Genomic DNA, 20093 nt, shown 5'->3' on the forward strand with positions numbered 1-20093 from the left:
GGAGTTCAACATGGAAGCGGAAGCAGCAAAGTTCATCGGTGCAGGTCTGGCTTGCTTTGGTATGGCCGGTACGGCTCTCGGCCTCGGCAACATCTTCGGCAGCTACCTGTCCGGCGCTCTGCGCAACCCGTCTGCCGCTGACAGCCAGTTCGGCCGTCTGGTTTTCGGCTTCGCCGTTACGGAAGCTCTGGGCATCTTCTCGCTGCTCGTCGCTCTCCTCCTGCTCTTCGCCGTTTAATTTCGGTGGATTGAGGGATCACGGCCTGCAGACCGCAAGCCGTGATCCTTTGCATTTGCAGTACACCTGGAGGTGAGCATGTTTTTTGTGACCCCGGCCTATGCTGAAGAGGCTCCGGCGGGAACGGCAGAAACGGGTGCAGCCACTGGTACGGATCCGCACGCCGCCCCGGCTGCTGGCGAGGTCCATACCGAAACCGGCGTTGCCGGTGGCGAGCATCATGGCGGCGTTTTCCCGCCGTTCGATTCGTCGACCTACGCATCCCAGCTTCTCTGGCTGGTGATTACGTTCGCTGTTTTCTTCGTGCTCATGCAAAAGGTCATCGCACCGCGCATCGGCGGCATCCTCGAGCAGCGCCATAACCGGCTCGCTCAGGACCTGGACGAGGCAGCCCGCCTCAAGTCCGAAGCCGACGCCGCAGTCGCAACCTATGAAGGCGAACTCGCCGCAGCCCGCGCCAAGGCCAATCAGATCGGCTCTGCCGCTCGTGACGCCGCCAAGGTCAAGGCCGAAGCCGATCGCCGCGCCGTCGAAGCCAGCCTTGCTGAAAAGCTGAAGGCTGCCGAAGGCCGCATCGCCGATATCAAGGCGAAGGCATTCGCAGACGTCGGCACGATCGCTGAAGAAACGGCAACCGCCGTCGTCGAACAGCTGATCGGCGGCACCGCTGCCAAGACCGACGTTGCCGCTGCCGTTGCAGCCGCCAAGAAGGAGGCTTGATCGATGGCACTTGACGCAACATTCTTTGCGATGATCGGCCTGTTCCTCTTCCTGGGGCTGGTTGTCTATCTCAAGGTTCCCGGCATGATGGCAAAGTCGCTCGACGACCGCGCCGATCAGATCCGCAACGAACTGGCGGAAGCCAAGCGCCTGCGCGAAGAGGCCCAGCACCTGCTGGCCGAATACCAGCGCAAGCGCAAGGAAGCCGAAGCCGAAGCTGCCAACATCGTAGCGGCTGCCGAGCGCGAAGCAGACATGCTGACCGCCGAAGCCAAGAAGAAGACGGAAGAGTTCGTTGCCAACCGCACCGCGCTTTCCGAGCAGAAGATCAAGCAGGCGGAAGCCGATGCGATGAAGGCCGTCCGCTCGGCCGCCGTCGACCTCGCGATCTCTGCAGCCGAAGCCGTTCTCGCCAAGAAGGCGGACGCCAAGGTCCAGACCGACCTCTTCAAGGCCGCCGTCGGCGAAGTGAAGACGCGCCTGAACTGAGGTTCGGACATTGAGTTTGAAGAGCCCCGCCATTGTGCGGGGCTTTTTGTTTTTGGGTGGTGGCTTTAGCAGCCGCGCAATCTACTGCGACAGTTGTTCACCGTGGGGGGCCTCTCATGCCGCGCAGCCAACGCAGACCGTCAATCGGATCACCGAGACCTCCCCAACGACCCTCATTCCTGCGGTCGTCACAGGAATCCAGCCACGGCGCGTCTGCGCCGTGAATGACACGAGACGACTTCCAGCGCACCAATGAGTCTCTCGCGCCCCACGACTGGGGCGCACTGGATTCCTGTGACGAGCACAGGAATGAGGGAGGAGAAGTTGGTGGCCGCGGAGCGAGGTGGCACATGAGGCAGCGTCTAGGGGCGGTCCATAGAGGACGTGTGAAACATCAAAGGCTGGTGCCTGCAGCCCCCTCATCCGGCGCTATCGGGCCACCTTCTCCCCGAGGGGAGAAGGGAGGGAAGAGAAGGCTGTTCGCCCTTTCCCAGCCAAGGGCCGGAGGGTGTGTCGAGACGTTGCGGCAATTCCCTTTTCCCCAGCGGGGGTCCGAAGGACGGGTCGAGACCAGTGGCTCGACCCCGGTAGGTGCCCGCAGGGCGGATGAGGGGGCTCCGGGTGCAATCGCATCGGGGGAACCACCCCACACCTCAATCCCGCAACATCTCCTCCGTCACCGCAACCACCCCATCTTTCCGCAACGGCCGGAACGTCATGCGGTGCAGCGGGCACGGGCCGTGCGCCTCGATCCCCGCACGGTGCTGCGCCGTGCCGTAGCCGGCGTGGGCGGCGAAGCCGTAGTTGGGGAAGACGAGGTGGGCGCGGGTCATCATCCGGTCGCGGGTGACCTTGGCGACGATCGAGGCGGCGGCGATGGAGACGGAGCGGGCGTCGCCCTTGACCACCGCCTGGCCGGGACAATCGAGCCCCTGGGGCACGTCGAGGCCGTCGGTCAGCACGTAGGCAGCCGGAATGGAGAGGCCGCAGATGGCGCGGCGCATGGCGTCGAGGCTCGCCTTGCGGATATCGGTGTCGTCGATACGCGTCGCGCTGGACGAGGCGATGGAAACCGTCGCCGTTGCCAGGATCTGCACGAACAGCTCCTCGCGCCTGGCGGCGGACAGCTGCTTGGAATCGTTCAGCCCCTCGGGGATGCGCTTCGGATCGAGAATGACGGCTGCGGCAACGACAGGGCCGGCGAGCGGCCCGCGTCCGGCCTCATCGGCACCGGCGACCGGCCAGTGACCCGCCTTGCGGGCCTTCAGCTCCAGCTTGAAATCCGGAGTGAGCGGGACGTCTTCGAAAAGCAGAGGAGAATCGGGTGGCGTGCGACGTTTCATGCGGCTGAACCTCGCACGCCAACCCGATTTCCTGCAAGCCCCCGGAACAGGGCGGCGGCCGGGGGCTAGGGCCGCGAAGGGGCAGGGGACCCATCCGCGGTGTGCAGGCAGCCAGGGCGGCGGCGGCCTGCGGGTATTGCGTCATTGCCGGCGGCATACCCGCCAGCCGGTCGAAACGCTCCTCACGCGCCCGTGCCAGCGGGCGCGAAGTCTTCAAAGCAGCGACAGCTGCACGCCGCTGCCATCCGGCGGCACGAAGAGATCGTCGCGCAGCGGCATGCTGCGTCTGATCATGCCGAGCCGCTTGGTGGCCATCTCGAAGCGGCGGGAAATCTGCCAGGCATAGGGGCCGGCACCCTTCATCCGCTTGCCGAACTCGGCGTCATAATCCTTGCCGCCGCGCATCGAGCGCACCAGCGACATGACGTGCCGGTAGCGGTCCGGATAATGCTGCAGCAGCCAGTCGCGGAACAGCGGCGACACTTCGAGCGGCAGCCGCAGCAGCACGTAACCCGCCTCGCGGGCGCCGGCGGCATGCGAAGCCTCCAGAATGCGCTCCAGCTCGTGGTCGTTCAGCGCCGGGATGACGGGTGCCGCCATCACCGAGGTCGGGATGCCGGCCTCGCTCAGCGCATGGATCGCCTCCAGCCGCCGCGGCGGGGTCGAGGCGCGCGGCTCCATGGTGCGGGCGAGCTTGCGGTCGAGCGTCGTCACCGAAAGCGAGGCGCGCACCAACCCCTTGGCGGCCATGTCCTGGAGGATATCGATGTCGCGCATGATCATCGCCGACTTGGTGACGATCGAAACCGGGTGGTTCGCCTTGTTCAGCACTTCGAGGATCTGCCTCATGATGCGCCATTCCTTCTCGATCGGCTGGTAGGGATCGGTATTGGTGCCGATGGCGATCACCCGCGGCTTGTAGCCGGGCTTGGCAAGCTCGCGCTCCAGAAGCTTGGCGGCATCGGGCTTGGCAAACAGCTTCGCCTCGAAATCGAGCCCGGCCGACAGCCCCATATAGGCGTGGCTCGGCCGCGCGAAGCAATAGATGCAGCCATGCTCGCAGCCGCGATAGGGATTGATCGATCGGTCGAAGGGAATGTCGGGCGACTCGTTGCGAGTGATCGCCGTGCGCGGCTTCTCGATCTGCACTTCGGTGCGGAACGGCGGCAGCTCTTCCAGTGTCTGCCAGCCGTCGTCGAACGTCTCGCGGCTCTGAGGCTCGAACCTGCCGCTCGGATTGAGCCCGGCGCCTCGTCCGCGGCGGCGCTCGCCATCCACCCGCAGGCCGGACTGGGCGATCAGCGCTTCGGCAATATCTGCCGTATTGGCAGGCGCGAATGCGGCCTGCCCTGCAAGGGACTGTTCGTTCATCGGATTCTCCCGCAGCGGAGGCGTTGCCTTCGCCCGTTCTTGATGATTAAATTCCTAATCAGAAAATGAGAACAATGCAAGAACAAAATGAGGAAAGTCGCGCTGGCAAAATTTTGTGCGGCGCATTATAAATAGGCAATGTTGACGGTTGTTCTGGAGTGCCAGGATCAGGAACCTGAGCTGGCGCAGACTTTATCGGTGCTGGTCGCGGGCGCGGTCGAAGGGCTTGTAAGTGATGTCGTGGTGCTCGATCACGGCTCGCGCGACGGCACCTCTCGGGTGGCGGATGCTGCCGGCTGCCGTTTCCATTCGCAATGGGATATCAAGGACATATTGCGCTCGGCCCGGGGCGAGTGGCTGCTCTTCGTCGAGCCGGGTGCGCGCCCGCAAGCAGGCTGGATCGACGAGATCGCCGAATATGTGGCGCTGAACAAACTGCCCGCCCGCTTCACCGCCTCGCGCGCCTACCGCCGTCCGTTCCTGCAGCGCGTCGGCCGTGGCTTGCCGCCGCTGGAGCTTGCCTATCTTGTCCCCAAGAAACAGGCGGTCGCCTCGGCAAAGAGTGGCATGCGGCTGGCGGAGTTCCCGAAGGGCCAGAAGCTGCGTCAGCTTTCCAGTGAATTGATTCCTTCCTGGGTGGCGCGGGCCGCCAGATAGAATCAGCCGCCGCGCTTCAGGTGCTCGTCAAGCCGCGGCATGATTTCCACGAAATTGCAGGGCATGTGCCGGTAGTCGAGCTGCGCCTTCAGGATCCCGTCCCAGGCATCCTTGCAGGCGCCGGGCGAGCCGGGCAGCACGAAGATGAAGGTGGCGTTGGCAACACCGGCCGTGGCGCGCGACTGGATCGTCGAGGTGCCGATCTTGTCGTAGGAAATCCGGTGGAAGACTTCCGAGAAGCCGTCCATGCGCTTCTCGAACAGCGGCTCCAGCGCCTCCGGCGTCACATCACGGCCGGTAAAGCCGGTCCCACCGGTGGTGATGACGACGTCGATGCCGTCGGTCTCCGTCCAGGTCTTCACCCGCGCCGCGATCGCCTGCTTGTCGTCCCGCACGATGGCGCGGTCGACCAGTCTGTGGCCGGCCTCAACGATGCGGCCAGCGAGCGTGTCGCCCGACTTGTCGTCCTGGAGGGTGCGGGTATCGGAGACGGTCAGCACGGCGATGCCGACGGCAATGAACGGCCGGTTCTCGTCTAGGCCAGGCATGTCACTCTCCCGAAACAGTTTCCGTCGCCTGGAAATACCAGTCCGGCCGCTGGCTGTGAAGCTGCTGGGCCGCCACCTCTGCCGCCGGCAGGGAGGGGAAGAGGCCGAAGCAGGTGGCGCCGGAGCCGGACATGCGCACGAGATCCGCGCCACTCCTGGCAAGCAGGGCCGAAATCTCGGCGATCTCGGGCGTCAGGCTGCGCGCCGGTGGCTCGAGGTCGTTGCGATTGGCCTCGATCACCCGCATCCAGCCGCCGGCCGAAAGATCGAGCGCCCGGTTGTTCTTCTGTGCCAGCGCGCGAAAGATCTGCGGCGTCGAGACGCCCTTTAGCGGATTGGCGAGCACGAGGAAGAGCCGCGGCAGCGCCACCCGCTCGATCTCCTCGCCAATCCCGCGCGCAATCAGCGGACGGCTTTCCAGGCACATCGGCACATCGGCGCCAAGCTGCAGCGCAAGCGCCGAAAGCATATCGGCGGGCACCCGCACGTTCCAGAAGCGCTGAAGCCCGCGCAGCGCCGCAGCCGCATCCGCCGATCCGCCGCCGATCCCGGAGGCCACCGGCAGGTTCTTGTCGAGATGGATCGAAACCGCAGGCGCATGGCCGCCCTGGGCAAGCACGGCCTGGCGCAGAAGATCGCGTGCCTTGAGAACGAGATTGCTGCCGGGATCGCCACCGAGGTCGGCGGCAAAGCGTCCGCCGATCGCGAAGCCATCGGCATCGGCGGCGGTGAAGCTCAGCCGGTCGCCGTGACTGGTGAAGGTCACCAGCATGTCGAGCAGATGATAGCCATCGTCTCTCTGGCCCGTCACATGCAGGGCCAGATTGATTTTTGCAGGCGCGTCTTCAGTCACCGTGAAACGGCGGCTCTCCGCATCGGGCATCCGTTATCAGGACTTCTTGTCGACGGGCGGCGGGGTCACCGGCGCCGGGTCCGGCTGCTTCTTGTCGGCAGACTTGGCCTCGTCGTTCTCGGGCTTCAGGCCGTTGGCGATCTTGTCCTTGATCTTCGGGATCTCGGCTTCCTCGGGCTGCGAGTTCAGCGCCCGGTTCCACTGATAGACGGCCTCGAGCTTGCGCCCCACATGCCAGTAGGCATCGCCGAGGTGATCGTTGATCGTCGCGTCGCCGGCCTTGATTTCGGCGGCCTTTTCGAGCTCGGCAACGGCATCGTCGAAGCGGTTGAGCCGGTAGTAGGCCCAGCCCAGCGAATCGATGATGTAGCCGTCGTCAGGGCGCAGATCGACGGCCTTCTTGATCATCGTCAGGCCTTCGTCGAGGTTCTTGTTCATGTCGATCCAGGAATAGCCCAGATAGTTCAGAACCTGCGGCTGGTCCGGATTGAGCTCCAGCGCCTTGCGGAAGTTCGGCTCGGCCTGATCCCACTTCTTCAGGCGCTCATAGGCAATGCCGCGCTGGAAGAACACGGTCCAGTCGGCGCGGCCCGGCAGGGAGCCGATCGCCTCGACGGCCTTATCGTAATTCTCGGCCATGGCCGGATAGTCCTTGGCATCGGAAAGGACGCTGCCATAGGCGAGGTAGCTGCGAATATCCTTCGGGTCGGAGGCGATCAGCTGCTGCAGATGCTTGCGGGCCTCTTCCACCTTGCCACCCTGGGCGAGCGCCAGGCCGAGCTGCAGTTCGGAGATGCGGCGCATCGGCGAATCCGCCGGAACCTTCTGGTAGAATTCGATGGCGCGGTCCATCTGTTCCTGCTTCTCGGCAATGCCGCCGAGCAGAACCAGCGTGTCGGCGCTGTCGGGATCGAGCGCATTGGCGGTCTGCAGGTAGAGCGAGACTATGTCTTCGGCGCCATCCCGGTTCAGCGCGGCGCCGACGGAAAACAGCACGGCGGCCGCACCCTGCGCGGCATTCTCGACCTGCTGCTTCGGCTTCTCGCCGCTTTCGATGCTCTGGCGCAGTGCCTTCAGCGGTGCGTAGTTCGGCAGCAGGTTGTCGCCGACGGAGATTGCGTCCAGCGCCTTCTGCTTGTTGCCCTGCGATGCCTCCAGGCGGGCAAGCGCCATGATCGAGCGCATGAAGGTATCGGGCGCGGTGGCGCCGCCATCCTTGTCGAGCACGGCATCGTTCAGATGCTTGCGGGCCGAGGCGACATTGCCGTTGACGATGGCGATCGCGCCGGCATGGTAGTTCTGGAAGATGCGGAACCAGTCCGGTCCCTTCATCTTCTCGACCATCGCCAGCGCTTCCTTGCCGCGTCCGGCGCCGAGACGCGCCCAGGCAGACAGCAGGTCGTTCATCATCCGGTCGAGATCGTTCGGACCGTCATATTTCAGGATCGCTTCGGCGCCCTTGTAGTCGCCGCGGCCGACGGCATCCATCGAGCGTACGACCGTCGTCACGCGCTCGATGCTCGGGTCCAGTTTCAGCTCGTTGGCGTATTTGACGCCTTCCTTGAAATCGCCGCTGAGCAGCAGCGAGATCATCAGGCGCTGGCGGATCTCAGGATTGCCCGGCTCGATCTGCAGTGCCTTCTTGTAGAGTTCGATCGCCGTCTTGTAGTCGTGGTCGACATCGGCGGTGCGGGCAGCGAGGAAGGCGCCGGAGAAGGTGGAAACCGTATCCGGGTCGAACATCACGGTCTTGCTGGCATCGTCGGGCTTGGCCGCGTCTTCCGCATGCGCGCCGGTCAATGCGCCGAACGAAAGAACGGCTGCAAGGGCTGCGCTCGAAAGAAGACGGATGGCAAATCTCTGCCGCATTAGAAAACCTCTCTTCAATGCAGCCAGCAAGCTCCGGCTGCGAAATCAGTTGCAATGACTGATTCACAACAGGATGGCTTTTTTGAAGCGGCCCTGCAACAAAATCAGCCCGCGATCAAAGACCTTTGATTAGTTCACGCGCTCGATGCAGAAGTCGATGACTTCCATCATGGCCGATTTCCAGGGCGTATCGGGAAGCGGCGCCAGGGCGTCGCGCGCGATCGTGCCATAGTGGACCGCCCGGGCGATCGTATCGTTCAGCGTGCCGTATTTGGTGATCAGGCCGAGGGCCTTTTCAAGGTTGGCATCGCTGCTGTTTCCGCCCTCGATCGCATCGCGCCAGAAGGCACGCTCTTCCTGCGTGCCGCGGCGGTAGGCGAGGATGACGGGAAGCGTGATCTTGCCTTCGCGGAAATCGTCGCCGACATTCTTGCCGAGATCGGCAGCCTTGCCGCCGTAATCCAGCGCATCGTCGACCAGCTGGAAGGCGAGGCCGAGATTCATGCCGTAGGACTTCATCGCGTTGCGGCCGGACTTGCCGGCATCGGCAACGATCGGGCCGACTTCGGCGGCAGCGGCAAAGAGTGCTGCCGTCTTGGCGCGGATGACCGAGAGATAGTCGTCCTCGGTCGTTTCCATGTTCTTGGCGACCGAAAGCTGCAGCACCTCGCCCTCGGCGATGACGCAGGCAGCCGAAGAGAGAACGTCGAGCGCATCGAGCGAGCCGACATCGACCATCATGCGGAAGGCCTGGCCGAGCAGGAAGTCGCCGACGAGGACGCTGGCCTGGTTACCCCAGATGGTGCGGGCCGTGGACTTGCCGCGGCGCAGGTCGCTTTCATCGACCACGTCGTCATGCAGAAGCGTCGCCGTATGCATGAACTCGACCGAGGTCGCGAGCTTGATGTGGTTTTCGCCCTTGTAGCCGAACAGACAGGACGAGGCGAGCGTCAGCATCGGGCGCAGGCGCTTGCCGCCGGAAGAGATCAGATGGTTGGCCACCTCCGGGATCATCTGCACGTCGGAACCGGCCTTCGAAAGGATAAGCTGGTTGACCCGCTCCATGTCCGCCTTTGTCAAATCGACCAGCGGCTTGACGGATGCCAGTTTGTTTTTGCTTTCTTCAAGCGGTATGACCACGCCCAACGACCCGGACTCCTGTTCACTCTTTGAATTTGACAATAGAAAGGGGCGGCAGAAGCGGCAAGGGGTGAATTGTCGCGTAGCGCAAATTTGAAACGGAATTGACCGCAAATGCATGAACTTATCCGTGCCAACGATCCCGTCCTGCTCTCGTTTGCGCAGAGCCTGTTAAAGGATGCCGGAATTCATTGCTTCGTAGCCGATCAGGGCATGAGCATTCTGGAGGGTTCGCTCGGCATGCTGCCGCGCCGCCTGCTTGTCGATGACGAGCGCGCCGTTCAGGCCCGCCGCATCCTCACCGATGCCGGCCTGGCGGACGAGCTGCGCGCGGAAAAGTGAGCCTATGACGAGCCCGGTTTCCGAAACGATCGATGCCTTCCACCGCGGCGGCTTCCACATCGTCCAGCCGAAGGGCAGGGGCCACCGGTCGGGCATGGATGCCATGCTGCTGGCCGCTCTGGTTGCGGATGACAGGCCGGTCAGGGTTGCCGATCTCGGTGCCGGGGCCGGTGCGGCAGGTCTCGGCGTCGCCTCGCGGCTGCCGAAGGCGGAAGCCGTTCTCTTCGAGCGTTCGGCGGAGATGGCGGATTATGCCCGCCGCAGCATCGCTCTGCCGGAGAACGCCCATATGGCCGGGCGCGTCTCGGTAATCGAGGCCGATGTGACGCTGACTGCCAAGGCGCGCAACGATGCCGGCCTTTCCGACGAGGTTTTCCACCACGTCATCATGAACCCGCCATTCAACGATGCGGGCGATCGCAAGACGCCGGATGCCCTGAAGGCCGAGGCGCATGCGATGACCGAGGGCCTATTCGAAAGCTGGATCCGCACCGCCGGCGCCATCATGATCCCCGGCGGCCAGCTGTCGCTGATCGCCCGCCCGGAATCGATCGCCGAGATCATCGCCGCCTGCGGGCGCCGCTTCGGCGGCATCGAGATCACCGCCATCCATCCCCGCCAGGGCGAAAACGCGGTGCGCATCCTGCTGACGGCGATCAAGGGTTCGCGTGCGCGGCTGTCGCTGCGCGCGCCGCTGATCATGCACGAAGAGGGAAGCCACAAGTTCTCCCCCTTCGTCGACGATCTGAACAATGGCCGCGCGGCCTATGAGCGGCTTTAGCCGATCACGAAGTCGAAGAGCAGCTTGATGTTCAGTCCGGCAATGACGATGGCGATCAGATAGGCGATCGCCGAGAGCCAGCGCGGAGCGACGAGCTCGCCCATCTTTGCCTTGCTGGCGGTGAACATTACCAGCGGGAAGACGGCGAAGGACAGCTGCAGGCTGAGCACGACCTGTGTCAGGATCAGCAGTTCCGCCGTTCCCGCATCGCCGTACCAGATGGTGACGAAGGCGGCCGGGATGATGGCGATCGCCCGGGTGATCAGGCGGCGCACCCATGGCTGGACCTTCATCTTGATGAAGCCTTCCATGACGATCTGGCCGGCAAGCGTTGCCGTCACCGTCGAATTCAGGCCGCAGCAGAGCAGCGCGATGCCGAACAGGGTCGGCGCGATTGCCAAGCCGAGCAGCGGCGCCAGCAGCGAATGCGCTTCGCCGAGTTCGACGATATTGGTCTGGCCGTTGGCGTTGAAGGCGGCCGCCGCCAGGATCAGGATCGAGGCGTTGATCAGCAGCGCAAAGCACAGCGCCACCGTCGAGTCGATCGTCGCGAAGGTCAGCGCCTCGCGCTTTTCAGGAAGCGTGTGGCCGAAGTCGCGTGTCTGCACGATGCCGGAATGCAGGTAGAGATTATGCGGCATCACGGTGGCGCCAAGAATGCCGAGCGCCAGGTAGAGCATCTCAGGATTGGTGACGATCTCGGTCGTCGGGAAGAAGCCCTTGAGAACCGCGCCCCATTGCGGATCGGCAAGCAGGATCTGCACGCCGAAGCAGAGCGCGATGACGCCGAGCAGGGTGATGATGAAGGCCTCGACCCAGCGGAAGCCCATCTTCTGCAGATAGAGGATGAGGAAGACGTCGAGTGCGGTGATCAGTACGCCAAGCTCCAGCGGTACGCCGAAGATCAGGTTGAGGCCGATCGCCGTGCCGATAACCTCAGCAATGTCGGTGGCGATGATGGCGATTTCAGCAAAGGCCCAGAGCGGAACGGAAACCCACTTCGGAAAGGCATCGCGGCAGGCCTGTGCCAGATCGCGGCCGGAACCGATCGCCAGGCGGGCGCAGAGAGACTGCAGCACGATCGCCATCAGGTTGGAAAGCAGCGCCACCGTCAGCAGCGCATAGCCGAACTTCGAACCGCCGGCGAGCGAGGTCGCCCAGTTGCCCGGATCCATGTAGCCGACGGCGACCATGTAGCCCGGGCCGGCAAAGGCGGCGATCCTGCGGAGTTTCGATCCGTCGCGTCTCGTATTGACGCTGCGATAGACGTCGGAGAGCGAGGCTTCCTGGCGTTCATACCGCCAGCCGCCTTTTCTCTGCGGATTCAAAACATCCATGTCATTTCCACCTGTTGCTTATATTGGCACTATGACCGATTAGAATGATAATGCAAGTCATTCGCAATAAGAAAATGGAGTGTGCATTTTTCCGGTCGTTCCGAAGCGGTTTTCGGCGCTCTCCCATTGTGTTTGCCGTTGCGCTGCATACATGGATTGCGACGCCGAAATGCGAAGAAGGATTTGAAATGGCCGGATTTTTGAGAAAGCTGATGCCGAAGCGCTTCCGCAAGGAAGGGGTGGTGATCCCCGTCGTCAGGCTGCAGGGCGCCATCATGAGCGGCGGCAACCAGTTCCGCCCGGCGCTGAATCTCGCCTCGGTCGCCCCGATGCTGGAAAAGGCTTTCTCCGCCAAGGATGCACCGGCTGTGGCGATCTCCATCAATTCGCCGGGCGGCTCGCCGGTCCAGTCGCGCCTGATCTTCACCCGTATCCGCGAGCTGGCGCGCGAAAAGCAGAAGAAGGTGCTCGTCTTCGTCGAGGATGTCGCGGCGTCCGGCGGCTACATGATCGCGCTGGCCGGTGACGAGATCATCGCCGATCCGACCTCGATCGTCGGCTCGATCGGCGTGGTCTCCGGCGGCTTCGGCTTTCCGGAACTCCTGAAGAAGATCGGCGTCGAGCGCCGCGTCTATACCGCCGGCGAAAACAAGGTGATCCTCGATCCGTTCCAGCCGGAGAAGGAAAAGGACATCGAGTATCTGAAGACCTTGCAGCTCGAAATCCACCAGGTCTTCATTTCGATGGTGCGCGAACGCCGCGCCGGCAAATTGAAGGATGACGCGACCGTCTTCTCCGGCCTCTTCTGGACCGGCACCCGCGGCCTCGAACTCGGCCTCATCGACGGCCTCGGCGACATGCGCCAGGAATTGAAGAAGCGCTACGGCCACAAGACGAAGCTGGAGCTCGTCACCGCCGCCCGAGGCCTCTTCGGCCGCCGCGTTCCCGGCATCTCCACCATGTCGCTCGAAGGTGCGGCATCTGGTCTTGCGGCGGGACTTGTCGAAACCGCCGAAGAAAAGGCATTGTGGAGCCGCTACGGGCTATAAGAAGAGATAGGCGAGGGGGCCATGGCGCAGCTTGTTACGATTGCAATCCTGATATGCGCCGGCTGGTGGCTCTACCGCCGCTTCATCTCCGACGCCCAGCGCCTCCAGGAAAAATCCCGCCGCACCGAAAGGGAACGCCAGACCGGCGCCGTCGGCACGCTGGTGAAGGATCCGGTGACCGGGGAGTACCGGGTGAAGCGCGAGGATGAGTAGGCGCCTTAGCGCCGCTCTTTCACGCGTGCTTCCCAGTCCGAACCGGCATCGCCGATCGCCAATATAAGAAGGGACTTGTCAGCTTCGTCGATCGTGAAGCAGATGACCGCCTTTTCGGCGGCCGGAATGATGCGAAGTCCCTGACAAACCTCGTCCCGAGGGGCTGCCTTATACGGAAAGTCGACCAGGCTTTCGTCACCCGTTCGATCTCGGAAAACTTCCGGTTGGCGATATCCGTGCCAGCATAGTCTTCGATCAGCGTGAAAATATTGAAGAGATCGTCGGTCGCGCCTGGGTGATAACGCAGGCGGTAGCGTTCGCTCATCGCGCGGGCCTGGAGTTCAGCCGTTTGCGGACGCGCTCGAAGAGGTCGTCGTCTTCCATGTTGATGAACTGATCCCGCGGCAATTCCATCCGCCGCCGGATTTCATCCGCCATCCCCGCAACCGGATCGTCCTCGCCGCTCTCTTCAAGCCGCAGCCGCGCCAGCCCTTCGCCGATCACGTCGGAGACGCTCGGAAACCGCCCGGCTTCCACCAGTTCCTCGGCAAAGCGGAGGTCTTCATCCGATAGCGTCACTGTGGTCTTGACGTTCATGGCCTGTATCCATTCGAAACCATTGCGATCATACGTTATCTATTGACCCTTGTCCCCCGCCGTGGCACCTGTCCCGGCAAAATAAGCAACGGTGAATTCCCATGTCTGCATCGATCCCCGACCATATGAATCCGAAGCGCTCCTTCCAGGCGCTGATCCTGACCCTGCATAACTATTGGGCGGACAAGGGTTGTGCGGTTCTGCAGCCTTACGACATGGAAGTCGGCGCCGGTACCTTCCATCCGGCAACCACGCTGCGCGCCCTTGGCCCGAAGCCGTGGAAGGCCGCCTATGTGCAGCCGTCGCGCCGCCCGTCCGACGGCCGCTACGGCGAAAATCCGAACCGCCTGCAGCACTATTACCAGTATCAGGTGATCCTGAAGCCGAACCCGCCGAACCTGCAGGAACTCTATCTCGGCTCGCTCGCCGCCATCGGTCTCGATCCGCTGCTGCATGACATCCGCTTCGTCGAGGACGACTGGGAAAGCCCGACGCTCGGCGCCTGGGGTCTCGGCTGGGAGTGCTGGTGCGACGGCATGGAAGTCTCGCAGTTCACTTATTTCCAGCAGGTCTGCGGCATCGAATGCGCGCCGGTTGCGGGCGAGCTCACCTACGGCCTCGAGCGCCTCGCCATGTATGTCCAGGGCGTCGATAACGTCTACGACCTGAACTTCAACGGCCGCGAAGGCGACGAGAAGATCAGCTATGGCGAAGTCTTCCTGCAGGCCGAGCAGGAATATTCCCGCCACAATTTCGAATTCGCCAATACCGAGATGCTGCATCGCCATTTCATCGATGCCGAGAAGGAATGCCAGGCGCTGCTCGCCGCCGGCGCCCCCGGCGATGCCGACAACCAGCGCCTCCACAAATGCGTCTTCCCGGCCTACGACCAGTGCATCAAGGCGTCCCACGTCTTCAACCTGCTCGACGCCCGCGGCGTCATCTCGGTCACCGAACGCCAGGGCTACATCCTGCGCGTCCGCACGCTCGCCAAGGCTTGCGGCGAAGCCTTCCTGCTGACGGATGCCGGTGGTGTGAACCTCGCCAAGGACGCCGCGTAAATCACCGCTTTGGGGAGCTCACGGTCGCGTGAGTTCCCGGATGACAATTCTTCGCAACATGCATAGTCTCGCCGCAACTCTATTTCCGTTGCGGGGGATTCGCGATGTATATCATTCTCGGCTTGATCGTCCTGATCGCCCTCTACGCCATCTTCATCTATAACGGCCTCGTCCGTGCCCGGCAGATGGCTGAGGAAGCCTGGTCGGGCATTGATGTGCAGCTGAAGCGGCGTGCGGATTTGATCCCGAACCTGATCGAGACGGTGAAGGGATATGCCACGCACGAGAAGACCACGCTGGAAGAGGTCGTGGCATTGCGCAACAAGGCGCAGGCCGTGCCTTCTGGCGATGTGGCCGGCAGGGCGCAGGCGGAAGGTCTGCTTGGGGCCGCACTCGGGCGTGTCATCGCGCTTGCCGAAGCCTATCCGGATCTGAAGGCGAACGCGAATTTTGCCGAGCTGCAGAGCTCGCTCGAAACCATGGAAAGCGAAATCCAGATGGCCCGCCGCTATTATAACGGTGCTGCCCGCGATCTGAACGTCAAGGTCGAGAGCTTCCCGTCCAATCTGGTCGCCGGTCAGTTCGGTTTCCAGAAGAAGGACTATTTCGAGATCACCAACGAGGCGGATCGCGCCGTCCCGCAGGTCAAATTCTGACGTTTGTCTTTGCGCAAAAGCTGCTATGAGCAGGGCCGGTCACGGCTGCAGCGCAATGGATGGAATACAGCGTAATGGGTACAGACAAGAAACTCACGATCATCCCGGTCAAGGCTCCGCTCGAAGGGCGCGCCGTGGCGCCGGGTTCGAAGTCGATCACCAACCGGGCGCTGCTGCTTGCCGGTCTCGCCAAGGGCACCAGCCGGCTGACCGGCGCACTGAAGAGCGACGACACGCGCTATATGGCCGACGCCCTGCGCGCCATGGGCGTCAAGATCGAAGAGCCCGATGATACGAGCTTCGTGGTAACAGGCAGCGGCAAGCTTCTGCCGCCGAAGGAGCCGCTGTTCCTCGGCAATGCCGGCACTGCAACGCGCTTCCTGACGGCCGCTGCCGCACTCGTCGATGGCACCGTCATCGTCGATGGCGACCAGCATATGCGCAAGCGCCCGATCGGCCCGCTCGTCGATGCGCTGCGCACGCTCGGCATCGATGCCAGCACCGAAACCGGCTGCCCGCCCGTCAAGATCAATGGCACCGGCACTTTCGACGCCACCCGCATCGAGATCGATGGCGGCCTTTCCAGCCAGTATGTCTCGGCCCTCCTGATGATGGCCGCCGGTGGCAGCAAGCCCGTCACCATCGAGCTGCTCGGCGAGGATATCGGCGCGCTCGGCTATATCGACCTGACGACGGCTGCGATGCGCGCGTTCGGCGCCAAGGTCGAAAAGACCAGCCCCGTCACCTGGCAGGTCGAGCCAACAGGCTACACTGCCGTCGATTTCGTCATCGAGCCCGATGCCTCCGCCGCCACCTATTTCTGGGCGGCCGAAGTGCTGACCGGCGGAAAGATCGATCTCGGCGTGCCCAACGCCGCCTTCACCCAGCCGGATGCCAAGGCCTACGACGTCATCGCCAAGTTCCCGAACCTGCCTGCCGAAATCGACGGCTCGCAGATGCAGGATGCGGTGCCGACGCTCGCCGTCCTCGCCGCCTTTAACAACACGCCCGTCCGCTTCGTCGGCATCGCCAATCTGCGCGTCAAGGAATGCGACCGCATCCGCGCGCTGTCGACCGGCCTGACGCAGATCCGCGCCGATCTCGCCCGCGAGGAAGGCGACGACCTGATCGTCAATGCCGATCCTGGTCTCGCCGGCCAGCATCTGCCTGCCGCGATCGATACCTTCGCCGATCACCGCATCGCTATGAGCTTTGCGCTGGCGGGCCTGAAGATCGACGGCATCACCATTCTGGATCCGGATTGCGTCGGCAAGACGGTTCCTGCCTATTGGCGCATGCTCGCAGCACTCGGCGTCACCTACGCCAACGAAAGTTGAGATAGCAAAGCGGCAGCTGCCGCGATCGGGGAGGGGTGGAATGATCCTGCGGTCTTTCGGTGTGTGCCTGGCGCTCTTCATGGCGTTGACGGTGCGCACGGCACTTGGCGCCGAGATCATCTCCTCCTTCAGTTCCGATATCCGGCTGGAAAAGAGCGGGGCGATGACGGTGGCCGAGACCATCACCGTCAATGCCGAAGGCAACCGCATCCGCCGCGGCATCTTCCGCGATTTCCCGCTGACCTTCACCGATGAGAACGGTCGCCTCCGCAGCGTCGATTTCGACGTTGTCTCGGTCACCCGCGACGGTCAGGACGAGCCCTGGAAAACGGAATCGATCACCGGCGGCATCCGCATCTATGCGGGCTCGGAAGACGTGATGCTCTCGCCCGGCCGCCATCAATATGTCTTCACCTACCGGACGAACCGGCAGATCCGCTATTTCCCAGATCATGACGAACTCTATTGGAACGTCACCGGCAATGGCTGGATCTTCCCGATCATGGCGGCGACGGCAACCGTCAATCTGCCGGACGGTGTGACCGCCACCGACACCAATGTCTTCACCGGGCCGCTCGGCGCGAAGGACAGGAACGCCCGCGTCTCCGGCGGCAACACCCGCCCGGTCTTCTCGACGACGCAGCCGCTGAATGCGCAAGAGGGCCTGACGATCGCCGTCAAGTTCCCCAAGGGCGCCATCGATCCGCCGAGCTCATCCGATCAGAACATGTGGTGGCTGAAGGATAACCGCGACTACTTCATCGGCTTCGGCGGCCTGCTGCTGGTCTTCCTCTATTACACCCGCTCCTGGCTGAAGGTCGGGCGCGATCCGGCCCGCGGTGTCGTCGTGCCGCGCTGGGATGCGCCCGACAATATCTCGCCGGCGCTCGTCAATTACATCGACAACAAGGGCTTCTCCGGCCAGGGCTGGACGGCGCTGTCGGCCACGGCACTGAACCTTGCGGTGCGTGGCTTCGTCGTGCTCGAGGATTTGAAGCAGTCGATCGTCATCCGCCGCACCGACAAGCCCAATGTCGGCCAGAAGTTCGAGGCGGGCGAGGCGAGCCTGCTGAATGCCGTCGGCAGCCGCGGATCGCTGACCATCGACAAGGCCAATGGCGAGCGGGTCAAATCCGTCGGCCAGAATTTCCGCTCGGCGATCGAGCGCGAGCATCGCGGCAAGTATTACAACGCCAATACCGGCTATGTGATCGGCGGCGTCGTGCTCAGCGTCGCGGTGCTGATCATCCTCTTCGTCTTCGGCTCGCTGCAGCCGGATACGATCGCGCTGATGATCGTCCCGATCGCCGTCGTCGCCTTCCTCTCGCTCTTCGTCGCCGGTTTTGCCAAGTCGTTCAGGCGCGGTCATTCGCTCGGTGCGAAGATCATGTCGGTCGTGGCGATCGGCATTGCCGGTTTCATCGGCTTCTCGATCGTTTCCTCATTGGCGCTGGCGCTATTCTCGTCGCTGATGGAGTTTCACGAAACGCCGATGCTCTTCGCCGTCGGCGGCATCGTCTTCCTCAACATGCTCTACGTCTTCATCATGGGCGCGCCGACGATGCTCGGCGCCAAGATGATGGATGGCATCGATGGCCTCAGGCAGTATCTGACGCTCGCCGAAAAGGACCGCATGAACATGGCGGGCGCGCCGGAGATGTCGCCGCAGCATTTCGAAAAGCTCTTGCCCTATGCGGTGGCGCTCGGCGTCGAAAAGCCCTGGAGCCAGACCTTCGAAACCTGGCTGGCGGCTGCTGCAGCCGGCGCCGTCGCCTATAGCCCGGTCTGGTATTCCGGCAATTTCAACAGCGGCAGCTTCTCCGATCGCATCGGCGGCTTCTCCTCCTCGATGGCCTCGACCATCGCCTCGACCATCCCGTCCCCGCCACCTTCCAGCTCCTCCTCCGGCTTCTCCGGCGGCGGCGGCTCGTCGGGCGGCGGCGGGGGCGGCGGTGGCGGCGGGGGGTGGTAATGCGCGTTCTACCGGGCAGCCCCCTCATCCGGCCCTAACGGGCCACCTTCTCCCCCAGGGGAGAAGGGACGGAGACGCTGCGGCTTTCCCCTTCTCCCCTGGGGGAGAAGGTGCCCGAAGGGCGGATGAGGGGGCCACACGGCAGAACCTCAGCGATTACGCCATCGATCAGCCCTCCAACACTTGACCTTTCGCCTCCCGCCCCTTAACCGCCAAGCGGAAAACGGAAAGGATCGGGCATGAAGGTTCTGTTGATCGGTTCGGGTGGCCGCGAGCACGCTCTCGCCTGGAAGCTGGCGCAGTCGCCGCTGTTGACGGAATTCTATGCCGCGCCCGGCAATCCCGGTATCGCCGAGCATGCGACGCTCGTTGCCGTCAACACCGAAGACCAGGATGCCGTCGTCGCCTTCTGCCGCGAAAAGTCGATCGATTTCGTCGTCGTCGGCCCCGAGGCGCCGCTCGTCGCCGGGCTCTCCGATACGCTCCGTGCTGCCGGCTTCAAGGTCTTCGGTCCGTCCGCCGCCGCCGCACAGCTCGAGGGCTCCAAGGGTTTCACCAAGGATATCTGCGCCCGCTACGACATCCCGACCGGCGCCTATCAGCGCTTCAACAATGCCCCGAAGGCCAAGGCCTATATCCGCGAGCAGGGTGCCCCGATCGTCGTCAAGGCCGATGGCCTGGCGGCCGGCAAGGGCGTCACCGTGGCGATGACCGTCGATGAGGCGCTCGCCGCCGTCGACGATTGTTTCGAAGGCGCATTCGGCGCTGCCGGTGCCGAAGTCGTGGTCGAGGCCTATCTCGATGGCGAGGAAGCAAGCTTCTTCTGCCTGTCCGATGGCAAGCATGCGCTGGCGCTCGCCACCGCCCAGGATCACAAGCGCGTCGGCGAGGGGGATACCGGCGTCAATACCGGCGGCATGGGCGCCTATTCCCCGGCGCCGGTCATGACGTCGGAAATGGTCGAGCGCACGATGAAGGAAATCATCGAGCCGACGATGCGCGGCATGGCCGAGAGCGGCTATCCGTTCCAGGGCGTCTTCTTTGCCGGTCTGATGATCACCGCCAAGGGCCCGGAGCTCATCGAATACAATGTCCGCTTCGGCGATCCGGAATGCCAGGTGCTGATGATGCGCCTGAAGAGCGATCTGCTGCCGCTGCTGCTTGCCTGCGCCGATGGCACGCTCGATCAGGTCTCCGCCGAATGGAGCGATGATCCGGCTCTCACCGTCGTCATGGCTTCCAAGGGCTATCCGGCCGCCTACGACAAGAACACGCCGATCGGCTCTCTGCCGGCAGCAGGCGAGGGGGCAAAGGTCTTCCATGCCGGTACGGCGCTGAAGGACGGCCAGCTGGTCGCCACCGGCGGCCGCGTGCTGAACGTCACGGCCACGGGCGAAAGCGTCAGCGATGCCAAGCGCCATGCCTATGCGCTGCTCGATCAGGTCGAGTGGGACAACGGTTTCTGCCGCCGCGATATCGGCTGGCGCGCGGTCGAGCGCGAAAAGGCCTAAGGCTGGCCC

General features: G+C 63.4%; 22 protein-coding genes. 13 read left to right on the forward strand and 9 right to left on the reverse strand.

Annotated features, from left to right (window positions below):
• The first annotated feature begins 10 nt into the window (after positions 1-10).
• The 3 genes from ACEN84_RS14450 (at position 11) to ACEN84_RS14460 (ending at position 1447) form a co-directional block, all read left to right on the forward strand.
• Positions 11-238 (forward strand): F0F1 ATP synthase subunit C, encoded by a 228-nt coding sequence (locus ACEN84_RS14450; protein ID WP_003588243.1) that lies wholly within the window; start codon positions 11-13, stop codon positions 236-238.
• A 78-nt stretch (positions 239-316) separates the two neighbouring features.
• Entirely contained in the window at positions 317-958 is a 642-nt protein-coding gene (locus ACEN84_RS14455; protein WP_112719113.1) for a F0F1 ATP synthase subunit B, read from the forward strand.
• 3 nt (positions 959-961) lie between these two features.
• Entirely contained in the window at positions 962-1447 is a 486-nt protein-coding gene (locus ACEN84_RS14460) for a F0F1 ATP synthase subunit B (RefSeq protein ID WP_112719112.1), read from the forward strand.
• A 653-nt stretch (positions 1448-2100) separates the two neighbouring features.
• Here ACEN84_RS14460 and ACEN84_RS14465 read toward each other — a convergent pair.
• The gene (locus tag ACEN84_RS14465) at positions 2101-2790 is read right to left on the reverse strand and encodes a ribonuclease HII (RefSeq protein ID WP_413709054.1); all 690 of its coding nucleotides are present in this window, start codon (positions 2788-2790) and stop codon (positions 2101-2103) included.
• A 213-nt stretch (positions 2791-3003) separates the two neighbouring features.
• On the reverse strand, positions 3004-4161 hold the full coding sequence (locus tag ACEN84_RS14470) for a PA0069 family radical SAM protein (protein ID WP_413709055.1): 1158 nt from the start codon (positions 4159-4161) through the stop codon (positions 3004-3006).
• Between the two features lie 138 nt (positions 4162-4299).
• On the opposite strand from ACEN84_RS14470, the gene ACEN84_RS14475 reads away from it, so the two are divergent.
• Entirely contained in the window at positions 4300-4818 is a 519-nt protein-coding gene (locus ACEN84_RS14475) for a glycosyltransferase family 2 protein (protein WP_413709056.1), read from the forward strand.
• Positions 4819-4820: 2 nt separating this feature from the next.
• Here ACEN84_RS14475 and moaB read toward each other — a convergent pair whose 3' ends face one another.
• The 4 genes from moaB to ACEN84_RS14495 all read right to left on the reverse strand — a co-directional run bounded on the left by moaB (position 4821) and on the right by ACEN84_RS14495 (position 9234).
• A complete protein-coding gene (gene moaB / locus ACEN84_RS14480; RefSeq protein WP_413709057.1) occupies positions 4821-5366 on the reverse strand; it encodes a molybdenum cofactor biosynthesis protein B in 546 nt (181 codons plus the stop codon).
• 1 nt (position 5367) lies between these two features.
• Positions 5368-6249 carry a 4-(cytidine 5'-diphospho)-2-C-methyl-D-erythritol kinase gene (locus tag ACEN84_RS14485; protein ID WP_413709058.1) on the reverse strand — a complete coding sequence of 294 codons (882 nt, stop codon included), beginning with the start codon at positions 6247-6249 and terminating at the stop codon, positions 5368-5370.
• Between the two features lie 6 nt (positions 6250-6255).
• Positions 6256-8088 (reverse strand): tetratricopeptide repeat protein, encoded by a 1833-nt coding sequence (locus tag ACEN84_RS14490; protein WP_112719106.1) that lies wholly within the window; start codon positions 8086-8088, stop codon positions 6256-6258.
• A gap of 129 nt (positions 8089-8217) precedes the next feature.
• Positions 8218-9234, reverse strand: coding sequence for a polyprenyl synthetase family protein (locus ACEN84_RS14495; RefSeq protein WP_413709059.1), 1017 nt, complete (start codon positions 9232-9234; stop codon positions 8218-8220).
• Positions 9235-9342: 108 nt separating this feature from the next.
• On the opposite strand from ACEN84_RS14495, the gene ACEN84_RS14500 reads away from it, so the two are divergent.
• The gene (locus ACEN84_RS14500) at positions 9343-9570 is read left to right on the forward strand and encodes a DUF2007 domain-containing protein (protein ID WP_112719104.1); all 228 of its coding nucleotides are present in this window, start codon (positions 9343-9345) and stop codon (positions 9568-9570) included.
• 4 nt (positions 9571-9574) lie between these two features.
• Positions 9575-10351: a tRNA1(Val) (adenine(37)-N6)-methyltransferase gene (locus ACEN84_RS14505; protein WP_413709060.1), complete on the forward strand. Its 777-nt coding sequence runs from the start codon at positions 9575-9577 to the stop codon at positions 10349-10351.
• On the opposite strand, the gene ACEN84_RS14510 is transcribed toward ACEN84_RS14505, so the two are convergent.
• Entirely contained in the window at positions 10348-11688 is a 1341-nt protein-coding gene (locus ACEN84_RS14510) for an Nramp family divalent metal transporter (protein ID WP_112719102.1), read from the reverse strand. The two genes, ACEN84_RS14505 and ACEN84_RS14510, sit on opposite strands and share 4 nt — an antisense overlap.
• 188 nt (positions 11689-11876) lie before the next feature.
• Between ACEN84_RS14510 and ACEN84_RS14515 the strand changes: the two genes are divergently transcribed.
• Together ACEN84_RS14515 and ACEN84_RS14520 are read left to right on the forward strand one after the other, a co-directional pair.
• Positions 11877-12737 carry a S49 family peptidase gene (locus ACEN84_RS14515; RefSeq protein ID WP_199626518.1) on the forward strand — a complete coding sequence of 287 codons (861 nt, stop codon included), beginning with the start codon at positions 11877-11879 and terminating at the stop codon, positions 12735-12737.
• A gap of 21 nt (positions 12738-12758) precedes the next feature.
• On the forward strand, positions 12759-12950 hold the full coding sequence (locus ACEN84_RS14520; protein WP_112719101.1) for an NfeD family protein: 192 nt from the start codon (positions 12759-12761) through the stop codon (positions 12948-12950).
• A gap of 19 nt (positions 12951-12969) precedes the next feature.
• Here ACEN84_RS14520 and ACEN84_RS14525 read toward each other — a convergent pair whose 3' ends face one another.
• A complete protein-coding gene (locus ACEN84_RS14525; RefSeq protein ID WP_413709061.1) occupies positions 12970-13275 on the reverse strand; it encodes a hypothetical protein in 306 nt (101 codons plus the stop codon).
• Positions 13272-13547 carry a type II toxin-antitoxin system ParD family antitoxin gene (locus ACEN84_RS14530; RefSeq protein ID WP_112719099.1) on the reverse strand — a complete coding sequence of 92 codons (276 nt, stop codon included), beginning with the start codon at positions 13545-13547 and terminating at the stop codon, positions 13272-13274. Before ACEN84_RS14530 ends, ACEN84_RS14525 begins: the two co-directional genes overlap by 4 nt.
• A 101-nt stretch (positions 13548-13648) precedes the next feature.
• Here ACEN84_RS14530 and ACEN84_RS14535 point away from each other — a divergent pair, with 101 nt between their 5' ends.
• The 5 genes from ACEN84_RS14535 to purD all read left to right on the forward strand — a co-directional run bounded on the left by ACEN84_RS14535 (position 13649) and on the right by purD (position 20084).
• Positions 13649-14608: a glycine--tRNA ligase subunit alpha gene (locus ACEN84_RS14535; protein ID WP_112719098.1), complete on the forward strand. Its 960-nt coding sequence runs from the start codon at positions 13649-13651 to the stop codon at positions 14606-14608.
• A gap of 104 nt (positions 14609-14712) precedes the next feature.
• Positions 14713-15264, forward strand: a complete 552-nt coding sequence (locus ACEN84_RS14540) for a LemA family protein (RefSeq protein WP_413709062.1) — start codon at positions 14713-14715, stop codon at positions 15262-15264.
• Between the two features lie 74 nt (positions 15265-15338).
• Positions 15339-16601, forward strand: coding sequence for a 3-phosphoshikimate 1-carboxyvinyltransferase (locus ACEN84_RS14545; RefSeq protein WP_413709063.1), 1263 nt, complete (start codon positions 15339-15341; stop codon positions 16599-16601).
• Positions 16602-16641: 40 nt separating this feature from the next.
• Positions 16642-18573: a DUF2207 domain-containing protein gene (locus tag ACEN84_RS14550; RefSeq protein WP_413709064.1), complete on the forward strand. Its 1932-nt coding sequence runs from the start codon at positions 16642-16644 to the stop codon at positions 18571-18573.
• A gap of 239 nt (positions 18574-18812) precedes the next feature.
• Positions 18813-20084 (forward strand): phosphoribosylamine--glycine ligase, encoded by a 1272-nt coding sequence (gene purD / locus ACEN84_RS14555; RefSeq protein WP_413709065.1) that lies wholly within the window; start codon positions 18813-18815, stop codon positions 20082-20084.
• Positions 20085-20093 lie beyond the last annotated feature (9 nt).

The organism is Rhizobium sp. Rhizsp82 (assembly GCF_047325115.1).
Lineage (GTDB): Bacteria > Pseudomonadota > Alphaproteobacteria > Rhizobiales > Rhizobiaceae > Rhizobium.

Bases quoted from the DNA above. Each gene is read 5' to 3' on its own strand.
- moaB (WP_413709057.1), bottom strand. From the start codon at position 5,366: ATGCCTGGCCTAGACGAGAACCGGCCGTTCATTGCCGTCGGCATCGCC.
- ACEN84_RS14535 (WP_112719098.1), top strand. From the start codon at position 13,649: ATGTCTGCATCGATCCCCGACCATATGAATCCGAAGCGCTCCTTCCAG.
- ACEN84_RS14455 (WP_112719113.1), top strand. From the start codon at position 317: ATGTTTTTTGTGACCCCGGCCTATGCTGAAGAGGCTCCGGCGGGAACG.
- ACEN84_RS14485 (WP_413709058.1), bottom strand. From the start codon at position 6,249: ATGCCCGATGCGGAGAGCCGCCGTTTCACGGTGACTGAAGACGCGCCT.
- ACEN84_RS14460 (WP_112719112.1), top strand. From the start codon at position 962: ATGGCACTTGACGCAACATTCTTTGCGATGATCGGCCTGTTCCTCTTC.
- ACEN84_RS14500 (WP_112719104.1), top strand. From the start codon at position 9,343: ATGCATGAACTTATCCGTGCCAACGATCCCGTCCTGCTCTCGTTTGCG.
- ACEN84_RS14525 (WP_413709061.1), bottom strand. From the start codon at position 13,275: ATGAGCGAACGCTACCGCCTGCGTTATCACCCAGGCGCGACCGACGAT.
- ACEN84_RS14505 (WP_413709060.1), top strand. From the start codon at position 9,575: ATGACGAGCCCGGTTTCCGAAACGATCGATGCCTTCCACCGCGGCGGC.
- ACEN84_RS14490 (WP_112719106.1), bottom strand. From the start codon at position 8,088: ATGCGGCAGAGATTTGCCATCCGTCTTCTTTCGAGCGCAGCCCTTGCA.
- ACEN84_RS14515 (WP_199626518.1), top strand. From the start codon at position 11,877: ATGGCCGGATTTTTGAGAAAGCTGATGCCGAAGCGCTTCCGCAAGGAA.
- ACEN84_RS14520 (WP_112719101.1), top strand. From the start codon at position 12,759: ATGGCGCAGCTTGTTACGATTGCAATCCTGATATGCGCCGGCTGGTGG.
- purD (WP_413709065.1), top strand. From the start codon at position 18,813: ATGAAGGTTCTGTTGATCGGTTCGGGTGGCCGCGAGCACGCTCTCGCC.
- ACEN84_RS14465 (WP_413709054.1), bottom strand. From the start codon at position 2,790: ATGAAACGTCGCACGCCACCCGATTCTCCTCTGCTTTTCGAAGACGTC.
- ACEN84_RS14470 (WP_413709055.1), bottom strand. From the start codon at position 4,161: ATGAACGAACAGTCCCTTGCAGGGCAGGCCGCATTCGCGCCTGCCAAT.
- ACEN84_RS14510 (WP_112719102.1), bottom strand. From the start codon at position 11,688: ATGGATGTTTTGAATCCGCAGAGAAAAGGCGGCTGGCGGTATGAACGC.
- ACEN84_RS14475 (WP_413709056.1), top strand. From the start codon at position 4,300: ATGTTGACGGTTGTTCTGGAGTGCCAGGATCAGGAACCTGAGCTGGCG.
- ACEN84_RS14450 (WP_003588243.1), top strand. From the start codon at position 11: ATGGAAGCGGAAGCAGCAAAGTTCATCGGTGCAGGTCTGGCTTGCTTT.
- ACEN84_RS14530 (WP_112719099.1), bottom strand. From the start codon at position 13,547: ATGAACGTCAAGACCACAGTGACGCTATCGGATGAAGACCTCCGCTTT.
- ACEN84_RS14550 (WP_413709064.1), top strand. From the start codon at position 16,642: ATGATCCTGCGGTCTTTCGGTGTGTGCCTGGCGCTCTTCATGGCGTTG.
- ACEN84_RS14545 (WP_413709063.1), top strand. From the start codon at position 15,339: ATGGGTACAGACAAGAAACTCACGATCATCCCGGTCAAGGCTCCGCTC.
- ACEN84_RS14540 (WP_413709062.1), top strand. From the start codon at position 14,713: ATGTATATCATTCTCGGCTTGATCGTCCTGATCGCCCTCTACGCCATC.